This window comes from Caballeronia sp. M1242 (assembly GCF_017220215.1).
In the GTDB taxonomy this organism is placed as follows: domain Bacteria; phylum Pseudomonadota; class Gammaproteobacteria; order Burkholderiales; family Burkholderiaceae; genus Caballeronia.
This window is the reverse complement of the sequence record NZ_CP071129.1, coordinates 1,441,367-1,456,519: the sequence shown is the minus strand read 5'-3', so window position 1 is coordinate 1,456,519 and position 15,153 is coordinate 1,441,367. Positions and strand designations below refer to the sequence as shown.

Genomic DNA, 15,153 nt, shown 5'->3' with positions numbered 1-15,153 from the left:
GAATGCCGGCCGCATGTCCTCGCGCGCGTGTGAAGCCGCCGCTCCTCGAGCAGCGACTCGTGCCTACACGCGTCGCTTTCTGAAAGGAGTCGTCAGCACCAACGCGCACGCGGGCAAAAATGCGCGTCGACGCGTGTTCCTCGCAAACCTGAACCTACGAAACGCGCGCGGCAGTTCGTGACATCGCAGTTCCAAAGTACTGCGCCCAGTGTGCATGACTGCCTTCCACTGACGCACACGCTTGTCGAACGCCCGGTCGGCCGCCGAACCAACGCAACCAGCAACCAACCAGCCTCAACCCCGCCCACGCGCCCGGCAAACCATAAAGTACTGCGAACTAACCCACCAAGGCGCGTGCGGCACTGGACTCGTATGCACTGCATCCAAGACGAAGCGCTCGCTCACGAGCTTGCGAAGCTCGCGGAAATCGAACCCCTTATGCGTCGTCCGCGGGTTCGCCGGCCGGCTCACGCGCATGCCAATCATCGACTTGAGCAATTCGGCAGGCGTGTATTCGGACTTGAGCGTGCGGCTGCGGATCATCCAGTTCGACACTTTCGGCGCAATCGCGAGTCCGTACATGATCGGCACTGAAATGACGAGCGCGCCGTCCGGCTTCAGGATTCGCGCGGCGTCATCGAGCAGCGCGTCCACTTCGCGGGGATAAAGATGCTCGCAGACCTCGAAGGCCGTCAACACGTCCACGCTATGCGATGCAACCGTGTCCAGCGACTCCGCATACTTCACTTCGGCAAATGCGGGCGCCATGAACTTGTCATGGCCGATCAACGTGACGTCCCGTCGCGACTCGCCGAGCGTATGCAGAAAAAGGCCCGGTCCCGCGCCGAAGTCCACCACGGTTCCGCGTGCGGGGCATAGACCGGTGACGAGCTCGGTCGCCATGGTCATGCGCGCGCGATGGGCGAAGCGCGCGAGCGGATTGATCGAATTGACGGTTTGTTCTTCGTACGAGATTTCGCGCATGACAGAGTCCCCGTTGTTATGACTTTTATCGGACCGGCCAGGTCCGTATCTTGGCGCAGCACAGCGTTTTTTATTCGTCGTTTTCGGCGATATTGCCGGGACGCGCGTCCTCGTGCAATCGGCGGCGGTAGGCGTTAGACGCCGAACTTCTGCCGCCGCCCGCCATCGCGGTGCGCAACGAAAAGCGGCATCCACGCTACACCCAGAGCCAGATGCCGCATGCGATCAACGCCACACTCCAAAGCCAGTCGACGTTGACCCAGCCCGTGCGCAGGAACGCAAGGCCGGTGCGCTCATGCAGCGACATGGCGGCCAGCGCGATGACCGCGATCACAGCGAGCATCGCCACGGTATGCACGGACAGCGCGAGCGCTCCGGCTTCGAACGCAGCCGCCGAGGACGTGCCCGCCGCGCCTGCATTTGCACCCCCGCCCCCGCACAGCGGCAGCAGGGCGGGCACGAGCATCAAGCCCGCGCCATGCGCGCTGGACATCACGAATGACCATAGCGCGAGACCCGCGAGGCCGGTCCGCATGCCCACCGTCGGCCGTCCGCGATGTCCGCGCCACGCACGCCATGCGCCCCACCCGATCAGACACACGCCAGAGCCGCGCGCGAGCGTCTCATGGTCCACTACCGAGCCGAGCGTCAGCACGCCCGCGAGCACCAGCGCCACCGACGCCGCATGCCCGAGCGCAATCGGCACGAGCGACACCAGCACCACGCGCCTGCTATGCGCATAGAGGCCGAGTGCGAGCGCGAAGAGCCATCCCATCGCGGGATTCACGCCATGAAACGCGCCGAGGCCCGCCGCCGTGAGCCAGAGCGAGGGCGTAACGGCATTCATGCGATGACGTCCGACGTGAGCATCAAGGATAACAATAGGAGTCCGAAGAACAATCCCCGCCTTGCAGCCGGATCTGATGCGGGCGATGTCCCTTCGGCCAGTCGATGAAGAACTTCTCGTCGATGGCAAGGCCGCCGTTCGGATCGGCGTCGAGCTTGACCATCCATCCGTCGATGCCTTCGGGGTAGAACTGCGCATCGACCGCGCCGTAGAGCGAGTTGGTGAAGTACACGCGTCGTCCGTCGCGGCTGACTTCGACCATCTGCGGCCCGCCGTTCAGCGAACCGTTCTTCGCGCCCGCATGCGTCGCGCGTGAGACCACGCCGCCGATGCGGACCTTGCCCGTGAGCTTCGGCGCAAAGGGGTCGGAGACATCGTATTGCAGCATGTCGCCCGTGCCCCAGCATGACACGTAGAGGAAGCGGTCATCCATCGAGAGATCGATGTCGGACACGAGCGGCGGCACCGCGCCGAAGCCCTGCAAGAGCGGGGGAAGCACCGAGGCATCGGCGGGCTCGGCCGGAATATCGATCACTTTCTTCACCGCCCATTTGTCCTTGTCGCGATACCACGTCCAGATCGACGAAGACAGATCCTTCAGGCTAATCACGCAATTGACGAAGCCATACGCCTCGGTCGGATCGTGGGCGGGCCGCAGTTCGAAGACGAGTTGATACTCGTCGCCGAAGTCGATTTCCTGAATATGCTTCCGCTTCGTGAAGTCCCAGAAATGCAGCTTGCGCCCGTACTTCGCGCCGAGCAGCAGTTCGGGCACGAGGCCCTCTTCGAAGGTGTCGGGCGTGCCCCATTCGCTCGTGACCATCGTGTCGTAGCCGAGATGCCACCAGCCGTCGTAGGCCAGTTGCTGCGGTCCGCGATCCACTTCCCAGCGGCCGAGTGGATCGAAGCTCTGTTGATCGAGCAGCAGCACGCCGCCGGGCGCCTTGCCTTCGGCGTTGCCGAGCGCGGTGACATAGATGCCGCCCGGTCCGCAATGAACCGTATGCGGGCGCGTATAGCCCGTTTTCTCGGCAAGTTCTTCGGGCTCGATCGTCTTGACGATGACCGGATTCTTCGGGTCGGGCTTCGTATCGACGATATGAATCCGCGACGAACGCAGTCCCGGCACGACGAGATAACGCCGCTCCATATGCGGATGCGGGGCGTTCGGGCACAGACACGACGAGCACGCGTTCCAGCCGAAGTGATGCAGTTCGTCGCCGGCGTCGGGCATCGCCAGTTCGCCGACGATCTGCGCATAGCTCGACGAATCCGGGTCCACATCGACGACGGCGAGTTTGTCCGGACTCTTGCGCTCGGGATCGAACGTCGCAACGTACGCGAGCGTTTCGCGGGGCGCCTTCGCAGCAAGACGCGGGGAAGGGTAGAAGCTCGGGTCGGGTTTCCATGTCGCCATGTCGTGTCTCCCTCATGCGGTCCTCTGCACTATAGGACATGGTTGCAGCGCATGCGGCGGCTCGCATATAAGGGATTGCGCAATACAAAGCTGTCGCGTCGCAATCCCGTCTGGCTTAGACTGGGCACTTCTCAAAAGAGGACGGTTCCACGGATGTTCAGCTACGTAGGCGGCTGCGTGCTCTTCGCCGCACTTTTACACGCGACCTGGAACGCGATGCTGCACGGCAACGCGGACCGCTTCCTCTCCATGACGTGGATGAGCCTTTGCATCGGCATCGTGTCCGTCGTGGCCATTCCGTTCTTGCCGCTGCCCGCGAGCGGCGCATGGCCGTGCATCGTGGCGTCGGGGCTCGTGCATATCGGCTATAACATGGCGCTCGTGCGCGCCTATCAGGGCGGCGACCTCGGCGCGACGTATCCCATCGCGCGCGGTTCTTCGCCGATGCTCGTCGCACTCGGCGCGGCATTCTTCGCGCGCGAGCATCCGGGCGCGCTTCCCGTGGTGGGTATCGTGATGGTGTCGGCGGGCATCGTATGGCTCGCGTTGCAGCGCGGCAATCTGTCGGGAAAGGGCGCGTTGGCCGCGTTCGTCACGGGCGCGACCATTGCCGTCTACACCGTGATCGACGGCATCGGCGTGCGGGCTTCGGGGCACGCGCTCTCCTATACGGCGTGGATGTTTGCGTTCTATCTGCTGATGCTGCCGCTTTTCGTCGCGCTGCGAGGGCGGCATGCGTTGCGCGCGCCCGCCGCCGCCGTCGCGCAGAACGTGGCCGGCGGGCTCGTGTCGGTGGCCGCATACGGCATCGTCATCTGGGCGATGCAGTTCGGCGCGATGGGCGCCGTCTCCGCTCTGCGCGAAACCAGCGTCGTGTTCGCGGCGCTCATCGGGCGCATCTTCCTCGGCGAGCAACTGACCGCGCGACGCCTGCTGGCCTGTTGCGTGATCGCGGCGGGCGCGGTGTGCATCGGCGCATGAGATTCGCGTGTCTTGCAGCGACGCCAGCACCTACAATAAAAGCGTTGCCCCTCGAGCCCGAAGGAGGTTGCGATGACCGAGCCGATGATCAGCTTGATGGTGGGAGTCGTCGTGGTGTTATGCGCCATCGTGATTCTCGTGATGCATCACAAACATCCGAACATTCATCCGCCGAAAGCGCGCTGGCTGGACACGCATCCGCCGCGAGACTGGACGCATCGCAGGCACTGAACGAGCGTGCGGACGCGAACGGCGCCGGTCCACGCCGGCGCTTCTCGGGTCAACCATGCATATCAACGCCGCGGGCCTTTCATCGCTTCGGCTTCCATTGCCGCGTGCCATTCCTCGCTGCTTTCGATCGGGTCCATGACATCGTCGATGAAAGCCGAAGCCCGTTCGGCCACCGCGCGGGCGTCATCGTCCGCGACTTCATCCAGCGCGCTTTCTTCGTCGGGCGGCTCCAGCATGTCGCGCAGCATCGCGCGCAATTCGGGTGTATTCCACGGCTCGCCGCGCTGCTTTTTCTTCTTGATGTAGTGTCTGACTTCGGCGTCCTGCTCAGGCGTGAGCGGTAGGCCGCGGAACGTGCGGTTCGCGTCTAGATCGATCATTCCAACCCTCCTCGCCCGATGCACGCGTGCGATCGAGCGCCCTCAGTGTAGCCCCGTTTCTGCCGATGGATGCGCCGCGTCGCTCTGCATGAAGCCGGCGGCTCGCGCCACGCCGCATGCGTCGTATAGAATGGCCCGCTTTTCCGAACAACATCGAAAGCGCCGCCATGTGGTTCAAGAATCTTCAGCTTCACCGTCTTCCCGTTCACTGGACCGTCACGCCCGATCAGATGCAGAAGTGGCTCGCGCCGCTTGCTTTCAGCGATGCATCGAGCATCGAAAACGAGCGGCGCGGCTGGGTCTCGCCACGCGGCGACGATGCGCTCGTCTACACCGTGAATCGCCAGATGCTGCTCACGTACCGCGCGGAGAAAAAGCTCTTGCCCGCGTCGGTAGTCACGCAATTCACGAAGGAACGCGCGCTGGAACTCGAAGAGCAGCAGGGCTTCAAGCCGGGCCGCAAGCAGATGCGCGAACTGAAGGAGCAGGTGACCGATGAACTGCTGCCGCGCGCGTTCAGCATTCGCCGCGATACGCGCGTGTGGATCGACCCGGTGCACGGCTGGCTCGCCATCGATGCGGCATCGGCCACGCTCGCCGACGACATCATCGGCTTGCTGGTGAAGTCGGTCACGGACTTGCCGCTCGCCAGCGTGCGCGTCGCGCGCTCGGCTGTTTCGGCGATGACGGAATGGCTGCTGACGGGCGACGCGCCCGTGGGCTTCACGCTCGATCGCGACACGGAACTGCGTTCGGCGGGCGAGGGCAATGCGACCGTGCGCTACGTCGGTCACGCGCTGGAAGCGGAGGACATGCGCCGCCATATCGAAGCCGGCAAGCAGTGCATGCGTCTTGCGATGACCTGGGACGACCGCGTGTCGTTCGTGCTCACGCCGTCGCTCACGCTCAAGCGCGTGAGCCCGCTCGACGTCATCAAGGAAGCAGCCGATCCCACCGCCGCGAACGACGACGAACGCTTCGAATCGGACTTCCTGCTGATGACGGGCGAGCTCGCGCGCCTTTTCGCGGCGCTGACCGAAGCGCTCGGCGGCGAAGAAGACTTGCGCGCGGCGGCCTGACGCGGGCGATCGCCCAGCAAAGCGGAGTTATGAGGCCGCCGACGCGAACGCGTAGCCGTTCTTGCCGTTGCGCTTGACGGCGTACATGGTTTCGTCGGCGGTCGCGACGAGCCGCCAGTAATCGGTCACGCGATCCGGAAAGCTCGCGATGCCGATGCTCGCGCGCACGAGCGACAAGCCCATGCGCGTGTCCGTTTCCGCGACGCAATGGATGATGCGTTGCGCAATGGCCGCCAGTTCCAGATCGCTCGAAAACTCTCTGACCAGCACCGCGAATTCGTCGCCGCCGATGCGCGCGACGATATCGTTGTTGCGCACGGTCTGCCGGAAACGCCGCGACACGGCGATCAGGAATTCATCGCCGATGCGGTGGCCGAGCGTGTCGTTGACGCGCTTGAAGCCGTCGAGATCGATATACAGCACGGCGATGCGCTTCGCCTGCGAACCGTCGGCGAGCGCTTCCGCCGATTCCTCCAGCGCCGCGAAGAGCTTGCGGCGATTGGGCAGATCGGTCATCGCGTCGTGCAGCGACGCATGCTCGAATTCGCTGGAGATGCCGACGAGCTGCCGATTGCGTTTTGCATACATGCCGAGCGCCGTGATGAGCACGCCGAACACGACCGCCGTTAATGCAATCAACGTGTGCGACACGCTGACGATGCGCGCGCGCACGTCGCTGCTCGCGCGATCGCGTTGCTCGCGCCAGTAGGCGTCGGCGGAATCGAGCGCGGCGCTCGCCTGATTGAAGTCCGCCGCCGCGGATAGCGCGGAGGGCGGCAACGCGGGCGCGGGCGTGGGACTCGACGCGATCAGCGCGTGCAGGCTCGCGAGCCGAGCCGCCCACTCGATGCGCGCCTCGCGGTATGCGGCACGATGCTGCGCGTCGGTGGCGGACGCGTCCTTCAGCGCGATCGACGAAGCGCGCGCCGCGTCCGCGCGCTCGACGGCCTGAAGCACGAGCCCGACGTATTCCTGCTCGAGCTGCGCGGAGAAGATGCCGCGCACCTGATACGCGAGAAACAGCAGGCCGATCAGAAGACACAGCAGCGCGGCGGCGGCCATCGGCGCCGGGCCAGGCATGCGCAGCCGCCCGGCCTGCGCGCGGGCTTCGTCGAACACACGCGCGGCGCGCGCCGCCAGCGCCTGCGTCGCGCCGTTCTCACGGACGGGAATATTCCTCTCGCTGGCCGGATGTGGCATTGCGTCGATAGCTCACTCGATGAAAGAACGCGCCCACGCGGGCAAAAAGTCCCGGCTCGGCCTTGGCGCGCGACGCTCGATGCCGGGCCTCTTTCGCCTGCGCCGTGCGCACCGCCTGGCCGCTTGCGCCGCGATTAGGGCGATTCGCCGCGACCGTCTGCGACGCAGGAGTCGCCGCCGTTCGCGATGGCGACGCCGCATCTTGCGCTGCGCCGGCGACGGTCGCGGCCGTGGCCACCGGCGCGACCGCGACGGGTCCGAGGCTCGTCGTGCCGGATGTGTCGGCGGGCGGGTTGTCGGCGAGTGCCGTGGTGTCCGCGTGCGCCGCGACGAGGCTCGTGGTGGGCGGTGGTGCCTGCACGACGCCCGACGACAGCGTTTGCGCGGGCGGTCCGGCCGCGATCACCGGCTGGTCGATGCCGAGCGTGCGGCGCGCGCTCGCCATCGCTTCCGTATAGACGCGCTGGTCGTGGTTGAACCACATGCTGTAGGCGACCGTGCCGAGCACGCCGATGCCGAGCGCGCTCGCCGACGCCATCCAGAGCGCGAGCCGCCCGAAGCGCAGGGGCGCGCGCGGTGCGTCGAGATCGTCGTCGAAGTCGGGCGCGGTCTCGGACGCGGCAAGCGGTACGGAAGGATCGTTCGCTGGCGTCGCGACGCCAGCGAACGGCTCTTCGGGTAGTTCAGCGTGGTGAGGCATGGCTGCGCTCTCCAGAACATGTACATCAGCGGCGGACACCGACCGCGCGCGCGTTCGTGCGCGGGTCGCCGCAGGAAGCCGGATGAAGCGCGTAAGCGAAGTGGACGTGAGCCCTTACGCTGCGCGCGTCATTCGAAATGAATAATCAAACTGAAAAAGCGTGCGGCCGATCTCGACGGCGTTGCCCCGAGCGTGGCTCATCGGGAAGCGGAGAACCGGCCGTTCCGCCTGCAACGATGTAAGGCTTGCCGCAGGCCGGCAAAATCTGCCAATCGCCAGTAGCCACGGTGTTGCGCGACGCGCACTGCCGGCCGCAAGCCGCACTGCGCATGACGCTGCCGCACGTGACCGCGCGAATACCGAATACTACCGTAGCATCGAGCAGGCCAGCCGACCGCAATCGCCATTCCTCAGATCAGCGAGGATTCGCTTGGTTGCCTTGCGCACAGACGGAAGCGGCGAATGCATGCAGCGCCGCTCATTCTAACGTTTTCGGCGACTGGCGCTGACGAGCGCGATACCGCCGAGAATCGCCACCGAACTGACGACGAGGCGGACACTGAGCGCCTCGCCGAGCAGCGCGACGCCGCCCGCTGCCGCAAGCACCGGCACGCTCAGTTGCACGGTCGCGGCGGTCGCGGGCTCGAGCTTCTTCAGCGCCGCATACCAAATGATGTATCCGAGTCCCGACGTCAGCGCGCCCGAGGCCAGCGCATAGCCGAAGCCGGCGGCGTCGAACGTCGCGTGCCGGTAAGCGAGCGCGAAAACCGCCGCCGCGATGGGAAACGCGCGCAGGAAATTGCCGGCGGTCGCGGCGGTCGGATCAGCGAGACCGCGGCCTCTTAGCGAATACACGCCCCAGCCGACACCCGCGACGACCATCAGCGCCGATGACAACGGCTGCGGCGCGGCCAGTCCCGGCAGCACGAGCCAGACAAGGCCGGCGAGCGCGAGCGTCAGGCCGAGCCATTGACGCGCGGTGAGGTGTTCGCCGAGAAAGAGACCGTAGCCGATCATCGTCGCCTGCACCGCGCCGAAGAGCAGCAGCGCGCCCGCGCCGGCCGACAGCGCGACATAGGCATAGGAGAAGGCGACCGCATAGAGCGTGAGCATCGCGGCCGACGCCCAGCTTCCGGCGCGCGGCGCATGGCCGCCGCGCGCCGCGAGAATCAGCCACAGCACGAGCGCCGCCGACGCGATGCGCACGAACGTGAACGTCGCGGCATCGATGCTCGTGCCCTTCAGCGCCAGGCGGCACAGCAGCGAATTGCCGGCGAACGCGAGCATCGCGAGCGCGGCGAGCGTGGCGGTGCGCGCCGGCGACGACGCATCGGGATGGGCTTCGTCCATCGGGAGTCCCGGCGATGGCAACGCGCCCAATGTATCCCAACCGTGCCGCGCGGGCATCGCGCGGTGTGTCAGTCGACGTGTCAGTCGGTGCGAAAGGCGGGCGGCTTCTCCGGCTGCGGCAAGCCGAAACGCTCGAACTCCGAGATCACCTGCGCGCCGAAGAGCAGCAGCGTCGCGAGCGCTTCGAGGCTGAAGAGCACGACGATCGAGGTCGTGAGCGAGCCGTACACCACGCTCACCTGCGAGAGCGTCGCGAAGTACCAGACGAGCACGTGGCGCGTGATCTCCCAGAGCAGGGCGGCGGTGATGCTGCCGAGCAGCGCGAGCCTGAACGAGGGCCGCCCCACCGGCATCACGAGATAGATGGACGTCAGCACGAACACCTCGCCCGCCACGCCGAGCAGATACAGCAGCAGCCGCGACGCGCCCTTGAGCGAGACTTCGAAGCCGAGCAGGGTGACGCTGTTATCGCCCATCGCCTGAAGGCCGTTCGACACCAGCGTGACGATCAGCATGCCCACGCCGAGAAAGAGGATGTAGCAGTACGGCAGCAGCGCGGACCAGAGAAAGTGGCGCCGTCGAATGGCGACGCGGTGCACGAAGATGACCGACATCGCGTTTTCGAGCACGGTGAAGGCGAGCGAGCTGAAGAAGATCATCGTGACGAGAAGCAGCCAGCCGATCACCGCGCGATGCGTCAGAAAATTGGCGAGCTCGCGCACGATGGCGCGCGCCTGTCCCGGCACCAGCCATTCCAGCAGATGCGCGAGCGTGTCCAGCAACTCCTGCTGACCGACGAACTTCGACAGCACGATCACGATGAGAATCAGGAGCGGCACGATGGAAAGCAGCGCGTAATACGCCACCGCGCCGGCGAGCAGCATGCCCTGATTCGCGCGAAACGCCTTTACCGTTCGCGTCAGAAATCCGAGCGGATGGCGCGCGACGCTTTTGATCTGTGGCCCGAGCACGGGGCCGAGAATCTTCGACATGGAACCTCCGCGGCGCGTGTGCGGCCCTCGCACGATGGCCAGCCCCATGTTCAGGGCGACGGGACGACAAGCCGCCAAGCAACTTGCACGCCCGAAGCGCGGTTTATCCCGCGCGATGCGCCTTCGTGCGGCGTGCGGCGGCTTGCTGCGCGGCTTCTTCGAACGCGATGTCGAGCAGCGCATCGACATCCTGTGCCGGCAGATCGGCCGCGTCGATGCGGCGCAACCGGCAGATGAGCGCGAGGGCTTCGGCGGCAGCGGCGAAGGCGAGATTCACATCGCGGGCGGGAAGGCGTTTTTTTCTCATGCTCCGCATATCGGCAAGCGCGCCGTTTTACTTTAATCTCTCTGTAACGGCGGGCGCGCGCCCGCCGTGGCCGGGCCCGCGCGCTTTTCCCCGGATCTGGCGATTCGCATCTCCATCGCGGTTTCATTTGTCGGTCGTTTGCGTTGCAAGCAACGCTTGCTCGATGCGGCTCGACGCTTTGAACAGAGGGGACGATCATGCCAGCTTCGCACGTCGCGAATACCTCCGCGCTCGGTCCGGGCGCCGATGTCGAAGTCGTCAACGCGGACGAGCGCCTCTACAACCACGACCTCGCGCCCGTGCCGCGCGCGCGGCGCACATGGACCGGCTACAGCATCTTCGCGATGTGGATGTCGGACGTGCACAGCGTCGGCGGCTACACGTTCGCGGCGAGCCTCTTTCTGCTCGGGCTCTCGGGCTGGCAGGTCCTGCTTGCGATGACCATCGGCATTCTTGTGGTCTATGTGCTGATGAACTGGGTCGGCAAGCCGAGCCTCGTGCACGGCATTCCATTCCCCGTGATGGCGCGCGTCTCGATGGGCGTGATGGGCGCGAACCTCGCCGCGCTGATTCGCGGCGTCGTGGGCATTGTCTGGTATGGCGTGCAGACCTATTTCGCGTCGAAGGCGGTGGCTACGCTGCTCTTGCTCTTCGTGCCGTCGGCCGCGGCGTTGCGCGATTCGAGCTTTCTGCGGCTCGACATGCTCGGCTGGGTCAGCTTTCTCTTCATGTGGCTGCTGCAACTCGTGATCTTTCAGCGTGGCATGGAGATTATCCGCAAGTTCATCGACTTTTGCGGGCCGGCGGTGTACGTCGTGATGTTCTTTCTGATGGGATGGATTCTGTATCGCGCGGGGCTCGGCAGCCTCAACCTCACGCTCTCGGGAAAGGTGCTGCCGGGCGACGAGCAACTGCACGCGATGGTGAACGCCATTCTGCTCGTCGTGAGCTATTTCGCCGCACTGCTGCTGAATTTCGGGGACTTCTCGCGCTTTGCGAAGAGCGAGCGACAGATGAAGATCGGCAATTTCCTGGGCCTGCCGTTCAACTTCATTGCGTTCGCCATCATCACCGTGATCGTCACGGCGGGCAGCGAGAAAGTATTCGGCGCGATGATCATGGACCCGGTCGAGATCGTCTCGCGCATCGACAACAAGCTCGCGGTGGCGGTCGGCAGCATTACGTTCGTGATCGCGACGATGGGCATCAATATCGTCGCGAACTTCGTATCGCCGGCCTACGACATCGCGAATCTGTTCCCGAAGCACGTGGACTTCAAGAAGGGCGGGCTGATCGCGTCGGTGCTCGCGGTGGTCGTGTGTCCGTGGATCTTCGTCGATAGCCCGAAGGCGATCACGATTTTCGTGTCGGTGTTCGGCGCGGTGCTCGCGCCGCTCTATGGCGTGATGATCGCCGACTATTACCTCGTGAAGCGTCAGCACGTGAACGCCGCCGAGCTGTACACCATGCAGCCCGGCTCGCGCTTCTACTACGACGGCGGCTGGAACAAGGTCGGGCTGGCGGCGCTGATCGTGTCCGGCGTGATCTCGGTCGGCTGGGAACTGTCGACGCAACTGCTCAAGGCGCTGCCGCCGAACAACCTCGGCTGGCTGATCGGCGCGGTGGCGGGGGCGTTGCTTTATATCGTCTTCATGCGTGTTGCGCGGCGTACTTGATGCGAACGGCGCGCTTACTCGACATCGCCAAGGCGCTGCAGGCCGATGACGTGAATGTTGCCGTGCCGCTCATGTTTGCCGACAGAGTTCGAGTGCTTGCGCGCGGGCTGGAGGCAGCGTTGCTCGGCGTACTTGATGCGAACGGCGCGCTTACTCGACATCGCCAAGGCGCAGCAGGCCGATGACGTGAATGTTGCCGTGCCGCTCATGTTTGCCGACAGAGTTCGAGTGCTTGCGCGTGGGCTGGAGGCAGCGTTGCGCGGCGTACTTGATGCGAACGGCGAGTTCACTCGACATCACCAAGGCGCAGCAGGCCGATGACGTGAATGTTGCCGTGCCGCTCATGTTTGCCGAAAGAGTTCGAGTGCTTGCGCGTGAGCTGGAGGCAGCGTTGCTCGGCGTACTTGACGCGAACGGCGCGCTTACTCGACATCGCCAAGGCGCTGCAGGCCGACGACGTGAATGTCGCCGTGCTGCACATGTTCATCGACAGAGTTCGAGTGCTTGCGCGCGAGCCGGAGGCAGCGGCCCGCTGCCATCGTGAGTCCTTGCTCCAACGAGCCCCCGTCATGCCGGACGTCCTCATATGGCCGTCGTCGCTGCGGTGACTTTCGCCCTGAATCACTTTAGCCAGCGGCGGACATCCTGTTCCCAGTCGGGTTGTCCGCAATTCGGCGGATTCTCCGGACCCAGCACGGTGATGTAACCCTGCGTCTTCATGCACGCCTCATAGGCGCGAACCTGCGCGCACCGGCCGGGGCCCGCCTTGCGCGACGAGGCCTTGCAGGTGTCCATCGCGCGGTCCATGCCGCTGAAGTCCGCTTTGACGGATTCGCTGGCAGGCGGCGGATTCCCGCCTGCCGAGAATTCGACGGGACCGGTGCAGGCGGCAAGCGCGAGCGGGACCAGGGTGACGAGCGTGCGTGCAATGCGATATGCCATCGTGCCGTTTCCTCGCGAGAATGATGGGGTGAATGTTACGCGCAGTTTGGGGCCGCGCAGCATCGCGAGTCTGAGACGATCGAGCAGCCGAACGAGACGTTGCGACATTCGCGCCGCCGGCCCTCGCCACTAAGCTTTCTCCAACGACGAAGCACGCAACCGCGCGCTTCCGTCATCGGAAAAGGAGAAAGCAATGGACAAGAATCAACCGGCTACTCGTCCCGGCTCGATGCCGGTGGCGTTCTTCGGCATCGCAGTGGGCGCGCTGGCGCTGGCCGGTGCGTGGCGCGCGGCTGCTGGCGTGTGGCATGTTCCGCACGCCGTGCCGGACCTGCTGACAGCGGGCGCGCTCGTCGTATGGATCGCGCTTCTCGTCGCTTATGGCCGCAAGTGGCTGAGTCAGCGCGACGAGGCCGTCGCGGAAATGCGGCATCCGGTGCAGTCGTCGTTTGCGGCGCTCGTTCCCGTATCGACGATGCTCGCCGCGCAAGCGGTGCAAGCCGTATCGCGCGAACTCGCGGTCGGGCTGTTCGTCGTTGGCGTCGCGAGCCAGCTCGCGCTCGGGGCGTTCCTGCACGGGCGCTTCTGGCAAGGCGGCCGCAAGCCCGAACTGACGACCCCGGCGATGTATCTGCCGACTGTCGCGCCGAGCTTCGTCGCGGGCACAGCGGCCGCGGCTTTCGGCTGGACGCAACTCGGCGCGTTGTTCTTCGGCGCGGGCGTGTTTTCGTGGCTCGCGATCGAATCGATTTTGCTTCATCGCGCCGCCGTGCACGAGCCGCTCGCCGATGCGCTGCGCCCGACGCTCGGCATCCAGCTCGCGCCGCCGGTGGTGGGAGGCGTGTCGTATCTCACGATCACGCACGGGGTGCCGGATGTCTTCGCGTACATGCTGCTCGGCTACGGCCTCTATCAGGCTTTAATTTTGACGCGCCTCGTGCCGTGGATCCGTCAGCGCGCGTTTACGCCTTCGTACTGGGCGTTCAGCTTCGGCGTGGCCGCGTTGCCGACGATGGCCATCCGCATGCTCGAGCGCGGCGCGCAGGGTCCGGTGGAATGGATCGCGCTGGCTTCGTTTATCGTGGCGAACGTGGTGATCGCGGGGCTGATTGCTGGAACGGTGCGGGCGGGTTTGCAAGGGCGGCTGGTGCCGGTGGTTCCGGTAGTGCCGGTGCAGGCGACGCAGGCGACGCAGGCGTGACGTGGGCGGGCGGCGGTCGTCGGCGGTGGGAAGTTGGTGGAGGGCTTCTTTGTGGGGAGTGAGTTGTTCGAAGTGGCGAGGGCGAACGCGAAACGGGAAAGGTCGAAGGCATGCTAAATGCCGATGCAGAATTCCAAAAGCCAATCGCGAGAAGCAGAGCCGTTAAGCGCACCGATAAACGCCGCCCGCTACGCCCAGCCTCGCGCACCCTCAATCCATAGGCTCGGTCGCGGGTTGGCGCCGGCCGTTTCCGTTGGAGTGAACTGATCTAATAGGGGCGGCAAACGCCGGAAGGCGAAGGTCAATGGCATGCAGACTGCCGCATGCCGAATGCGAAAGGAAAGGCGAGAAGTCAGAACCCGTTTGAGGGCAAAAAGCAATCGACGCCCGCTGAGTCCGGCTTTGTGCACCCCAACCCATAGGCGTCAGTGCAGGGGTAATGTCGGAACTCGGCGTTGGGAGCGAACTACCCAACAAGGGGCGATGGTCCCCAAGGGGCAAGGCAAAGGCAGGCGAAATGGCGAATGATGAACGTCGATTGGTGGATGGCAGCAAACGCCGCCCGCCACGCCCATCTTCCTGCGCGCTGAAATACTTCATTGGCGGGCTGCTGTCGGAAGTCTGCGTTGGAGGGAACTGATCGAAGAGGGGCGGCAAACGCCAAAAGGCAAGGGTCGAAAGCACGCCGAATGGAATGCGAAATCCCGAATGCCAAACGCCACACGCGAGAAGCCAGACCGCTTCAGGGCAACTGGCAAGCGCCGCTCGCCACGCCCAGCTTCGCGCCGCCTCGAATCGTCGGGCTTCAGTGGTGAGATGACGTCGGCGGCCAGTGTTGGGACCGAACTGATCGAAGAGTGCGGCGA

At 65.0% G+C, this 15,153-nt stretch carries 17 protein-coding genes; 5 read left to right on the top strand and 12 right to left on the bottom strand.

Annotated features, from left to right (window positions below):
- Nucleotides 1–294: 294 nt before the first annotated feature.
- The 3 genes from JYK05_RS06755 to JYK05_RS06745 form a co-directional block, all read right to left on the bottom strand.
- Nucleotides 295–984, bottom strand: coding sequence for a bifunctional 2-polyprenyl-6-hydroxyphenol methylase/3-demethylubiquinol 3-O-methyltransferase UbiG (locus JYK05_RS06755; RefSeq protein WP_241269862.1), 690 nt, complete (start codon nt 982–984; stop codon nt 295–297).
- Nucleotides 985–1,180: 196 nt separating this feature from the next.
- Complete coding sequence (locus tag JYK05_RS06750; protein ID WP_206468164.1) at nt 1,181–1,831, bottom strand: hypothetical protein; 651 nt, start codon at nt 1,829–1,831, stop codon at nt 1,181–1,183.
- Nucleotides 1,832–1,853: 22 nt separating this feature from the next.
- Entirely contained in the window at nt 1,854–3,248 is a 1,395-nt protein-coding gene (locus JYK05_RS06745) for a selenium-binding family protein (RefSeq protein WP_206468163.1), read from the bottom strand.
- Nucleotides 3,249–3,401: 153 nt separating this feature from the next.
- Between JYK05_RS06745 and JYK05_RS06740 the strand changes: the two genes are divergently transcribed.
- Together JYK05_RS06740 and JYK05_RS06735 are read left to right on the top strand one after the other, a co-directional pair.
- The gene (locus JYK05_RS06740; RefSeq protein WP_175940361.1) at nt 3,402–4,229 is read left to right on the top strand and encodes a DMT family transporter; all 828 of its coding nucleotides are present in this window, start codon (nt 3,402–3,404) and stop codon (nt 4,227–4,229) included.
- 72 nt (nt 4,230–4,301) lie between these two features.
- Nucleotides 4,302–4,460: a hypothetical protein gene (locus JYK05_RS06735; protein ID WP_175940360.1), complete on the top strand. Its 159-nt coding sequence runs from the start codon at nt 4,302–4,304 to the stop codon at nt 4,458–4,460.
- 62 nt (nt 4,461–4,522) lie between these two features.
- On the opposite strand, the gene JYK05_RS06730 is transcribed toward JYK05_RS06735, so the two are convergent.
- Nucleotides 4,523–4,840, bottom strand: coding sequence for a hypothetical protein (locus JYK05_RS06730; protein ID WP_175940359.1), 318 nt, complete (start codon nt 4,838–4,840; stop codon nt 4,523–4,525).
- A gap of 167 nt (nt 4,841–5,007) precedes the next feature.
- On the opposite strand from JYK05_RS06730, the gene JYK05_RS06725 reads away from it, so the two are divergent.
- Nucleotides 5,008–5,919 carry a recombination-associated protein RdgC gene (locus tag JYK05_RS06725; RefSeq protein ID WP_175940358.1) on the top strand — a complete coding sequence of 304 codons (912 nt, stop codon included), beginning with the start codon at nt 5,008–5,010 and terminating at the stop codon, nt 5,917–5,919.
- Between the two features lie 27 nt (nt 5,920–5,946).
- On the opposite strand, the gene JYK05_RS06720 is transcribed toward JYK05_RS06725, so the two are convergent.
- The 5 genes from JYK05_RS06720 to JYK05_RS06700 all read right to left on the bottom strand — a co-directional run bounded on the left by JYK05_RS06720 (nt 5,947) and on the right by JYK05_RS06700 (nt 10,468).
- Entirely contained in the window at nt 5,947–7,005 is a 1,059-nt protein-coding gene (locus JYK05_RS06720; protein ID WP_371826418.1) for a diguanylate cyclase domain-containing protein, read from the bottom strand.
- Nucleotides 7,006–7,078: 73 nt separating this feature from the next.
- On the bottom strand, nt 7,079–7,819 hold the full coding sequence (locus tag JYK05_RS06715) for a hypothetical protein (RefSeq protein ID WP_175940357.1): 741 nt from the start codon (nt 7,817–7,819) through the stop codon (nt 7,079–7,081).
- Nucleotides 7,820–8,302: 483 nt separating this feature from the next.
- Complete coding sequence (locus JYK05_RS06710) at nt 8,303–9,169, bottom strand: DMT family transporter (RefSeq protein ID WP_206468162.1); 867 nt, start codon at nt 9,167–9,169, stop codon at nt 8,303–8,305.
- A gap of 80 nt (nt 9,170–9,249) precedes the next feature.
- Nucleotides 9,250–10,161, bottom strand: a complete 912-nt coding sequence (locus JYK05_RS06705) for a YihY/virulence factor BrkB family protein (RefSeq protein WP_175940355.1) — start codon at nt 10,159–10,161, stop codon at nt 9,250–9,252.
- A 103-nt stretch (nt 10,162–10,264) separates the two neighbouring features.
- Entirely contained in the window at nt 10,265–10,468 is a 204-nt protein-coding gene (locus tag JYK05_RS06700; RefSeq protein ID WP_175940354.1) for a hypothetical protein, read from the bottom strand.
- Nucleotides 10,469–10,665: 197 nt separating this feature from the next.
- On the opposite strand from JYK05_RS06700, the gene JYK05_RS06695 reads away from it, so the two are divergent.
- Nucleotides 10,666–12,144, top strand: coding sequence for an NCS1 family nucleobase:cation symporter-1 (locus JYK05_RS06695; RefSeq protein ID WP_206468161.1), 1,479 nt, complete (start codon nt 10,666–10,668; stop codon nt 12,142–12,144).
- A gap of 14 nt (nt 12,145–12,158) precedes the next feature.
- Here the strand turns inward: JYK05_RS06695 and JYK05_RS06690 are convergent, their stop codons facing one another.
- The 3 genes from JYK05_RS06690 to JYK05_RS06680 all read right to left on the bottom strand — a co-directional run bounded on the left by JYK05_RS06690 (nt 12,159) and on the right by JYK05_RS06680 (nt 13,194).
- Nucleotides 12,159–12,353, bottom strand: a complete 195-nt coding sequence (locus JYK05_RS06690) for a hypothetical protein (RefSeq protein WP_175940352.1) — start codon at nt 12,351–12,353, stop codon at nt 12,159–12,161.
- Nucleotides 12,354–12,430: 77 nt separating this feature from the next.
- Complete coding sequence (locus JYK05_RS06685; RefSeq protein ID WP_175940351.1) at nt 12,431–12,631, bottom strand: hypothetical protein; 201 nt, start codon at nt 12,629–12,631, stop codon at nt 12,431–12,433.
- Between the two features lie 134 nt (nt 12,632–12,765).
- Nucleotides 12,766–13,194, bottom strand: coding sequence for a hypothetical protein (locus JYK05_RS06680; RefSeq protein WP_241269861.1), 429 nt, complete (start codon nt 13,192–13,194; stop codon nt 12,766–12,768).
- An 85-nt stretch (nt 13,195–13,279) separates the two neighbouring features.
- Between JYK05_RS06680 and tehA the strand changes: the two genes are divergently transcribed.
- Nucleotides 13,280–14,287 (top strand): dicarboxylate transporter/tellurite-resistance protein TehA, encoded by a 1,008-nt coding sequence (tehA, locus tag JYK05_RS06675; RefSeq protein ID WP_206468160.1) that lies wholly within the window; start codon nt 13,280–13,282, stop codon nt 14,285–14,287.
- Nucleotides 14,288–15,153: the final 866 nt, after the last annotated feature.

Bases quoted from the DNA above. Each gene is read 5' to 3' on its own strand.
- JYK05_RS06755 (WP_241269862.1), bottom strand. From the start codon at position 984: ATGCGCGAAATCTCGTACGAAGAACAAACCGTCAATTCGATCAATCCG.
- JYK05_RS06750 (WP_206468164.1), bottom strand. From the start codon at position 1,831: ATGAATGCCGTTACGCCCTCGCTCTGGCTCACGGCGGCGGGCCTCGGC.
- JYK05_RS06745 (WP_206468163.1), bottom strand. From the start codon at position 3,248: ATGGCGACATGGAAACCCGACCCGAGCTTCTACCCTTCCCCGCGTCTT.
- JYK05_RS06740 (WP_175940361.1), top strand. From the start codon at position 3,402: ATGTTCAGCTACGTAGGCGGCTGCGTGCTCTTCGCCGCACTTTTACAC.
- JYK05_RS06735 (WP_175940360.1), top strand. From the start codon at position 4,302: ATGACCGAGCCGATGATCAGCTTGATGGTGGGAGTCGTCGTGGTGTTA.
- JYK05_RS06730 (WP_175940359.1), bottom strand. From the start codon at position 4,840: ATGATCGATCTAGACGCGAACCGCACGTTCCGCGGCCTACCGCTCACG.
- JYK05_RS06725 (WP_175940358.1), top strand. From the start codon at position 5,008: ATGTGGTTCAAGAATCTTCAGCTTCACCGTCTTCCCGTTCACTGGACC.
- JYK05_RS06715 (WP_175940357.1), bottom strand. From the start codon at position 7,819: ATGCCTCACCACGCTGAACTACCCGAAGAGCCGTTCGCTGGCGTCGCG.
- JYK05_RS06710 (WP_206468162.1), bottom strand. From the start codon at position 9,169: ATGGACGAAGCCCATCCCGATGCGTCGTCGCCGGCGCGCACCGCCACG.
- JYK05_RS06705 (WP_175940355.1), bottom strand. From the start codon at position 10,161: ATGTCGAAGATTCTCGGCCCCGTGCTCGGGCCACAGATCAAAAGCGTC.
- JYK05_RS06700 (WP_175940354.1), bottom strand. From the start codon at position 10,468: ATGAGAAAAAAACGCCTTCCCGCCCGCGATGTGAATCTCGCCTTCGCC.
- JYK05_RS06695 (WP_206468161.1), top strand. From the start codon at position 10,666: ATGCCAGCTTCGCACGTCGCGAATACCTCCGCGCTCGGTCCGGGCGCC.
- JYK05_RS06690 (WP_175940352.1), bottom strand. From the start codon at position 12,353: ATGAGCGGCACGGCAACATTCACGTCATCGGCCTGCTGCGCCTTGGCG.
- JYK05_RS06685 (WP_175940351.1), bottom strand. From the start codon at position 12,631: ATGAACATGTGCAGCACGGCGACATTCACGTCGTCGGCCTGCAGCGCC.
- JYK05_RS06680 (WP_241269861.1), bottom strand. From the start codon at position 13,194: ATGTCGCAACGTCTCGTTCGGCTGCTCGATCGTCTCAGACTCGCGATG.
- tehA (WP_206468160.1), top strand. From the start codon at position 13,280: ATGGACAAGAATCAACCGGCTACTCGTCCCGGCTCGATGCCGGTGGCG.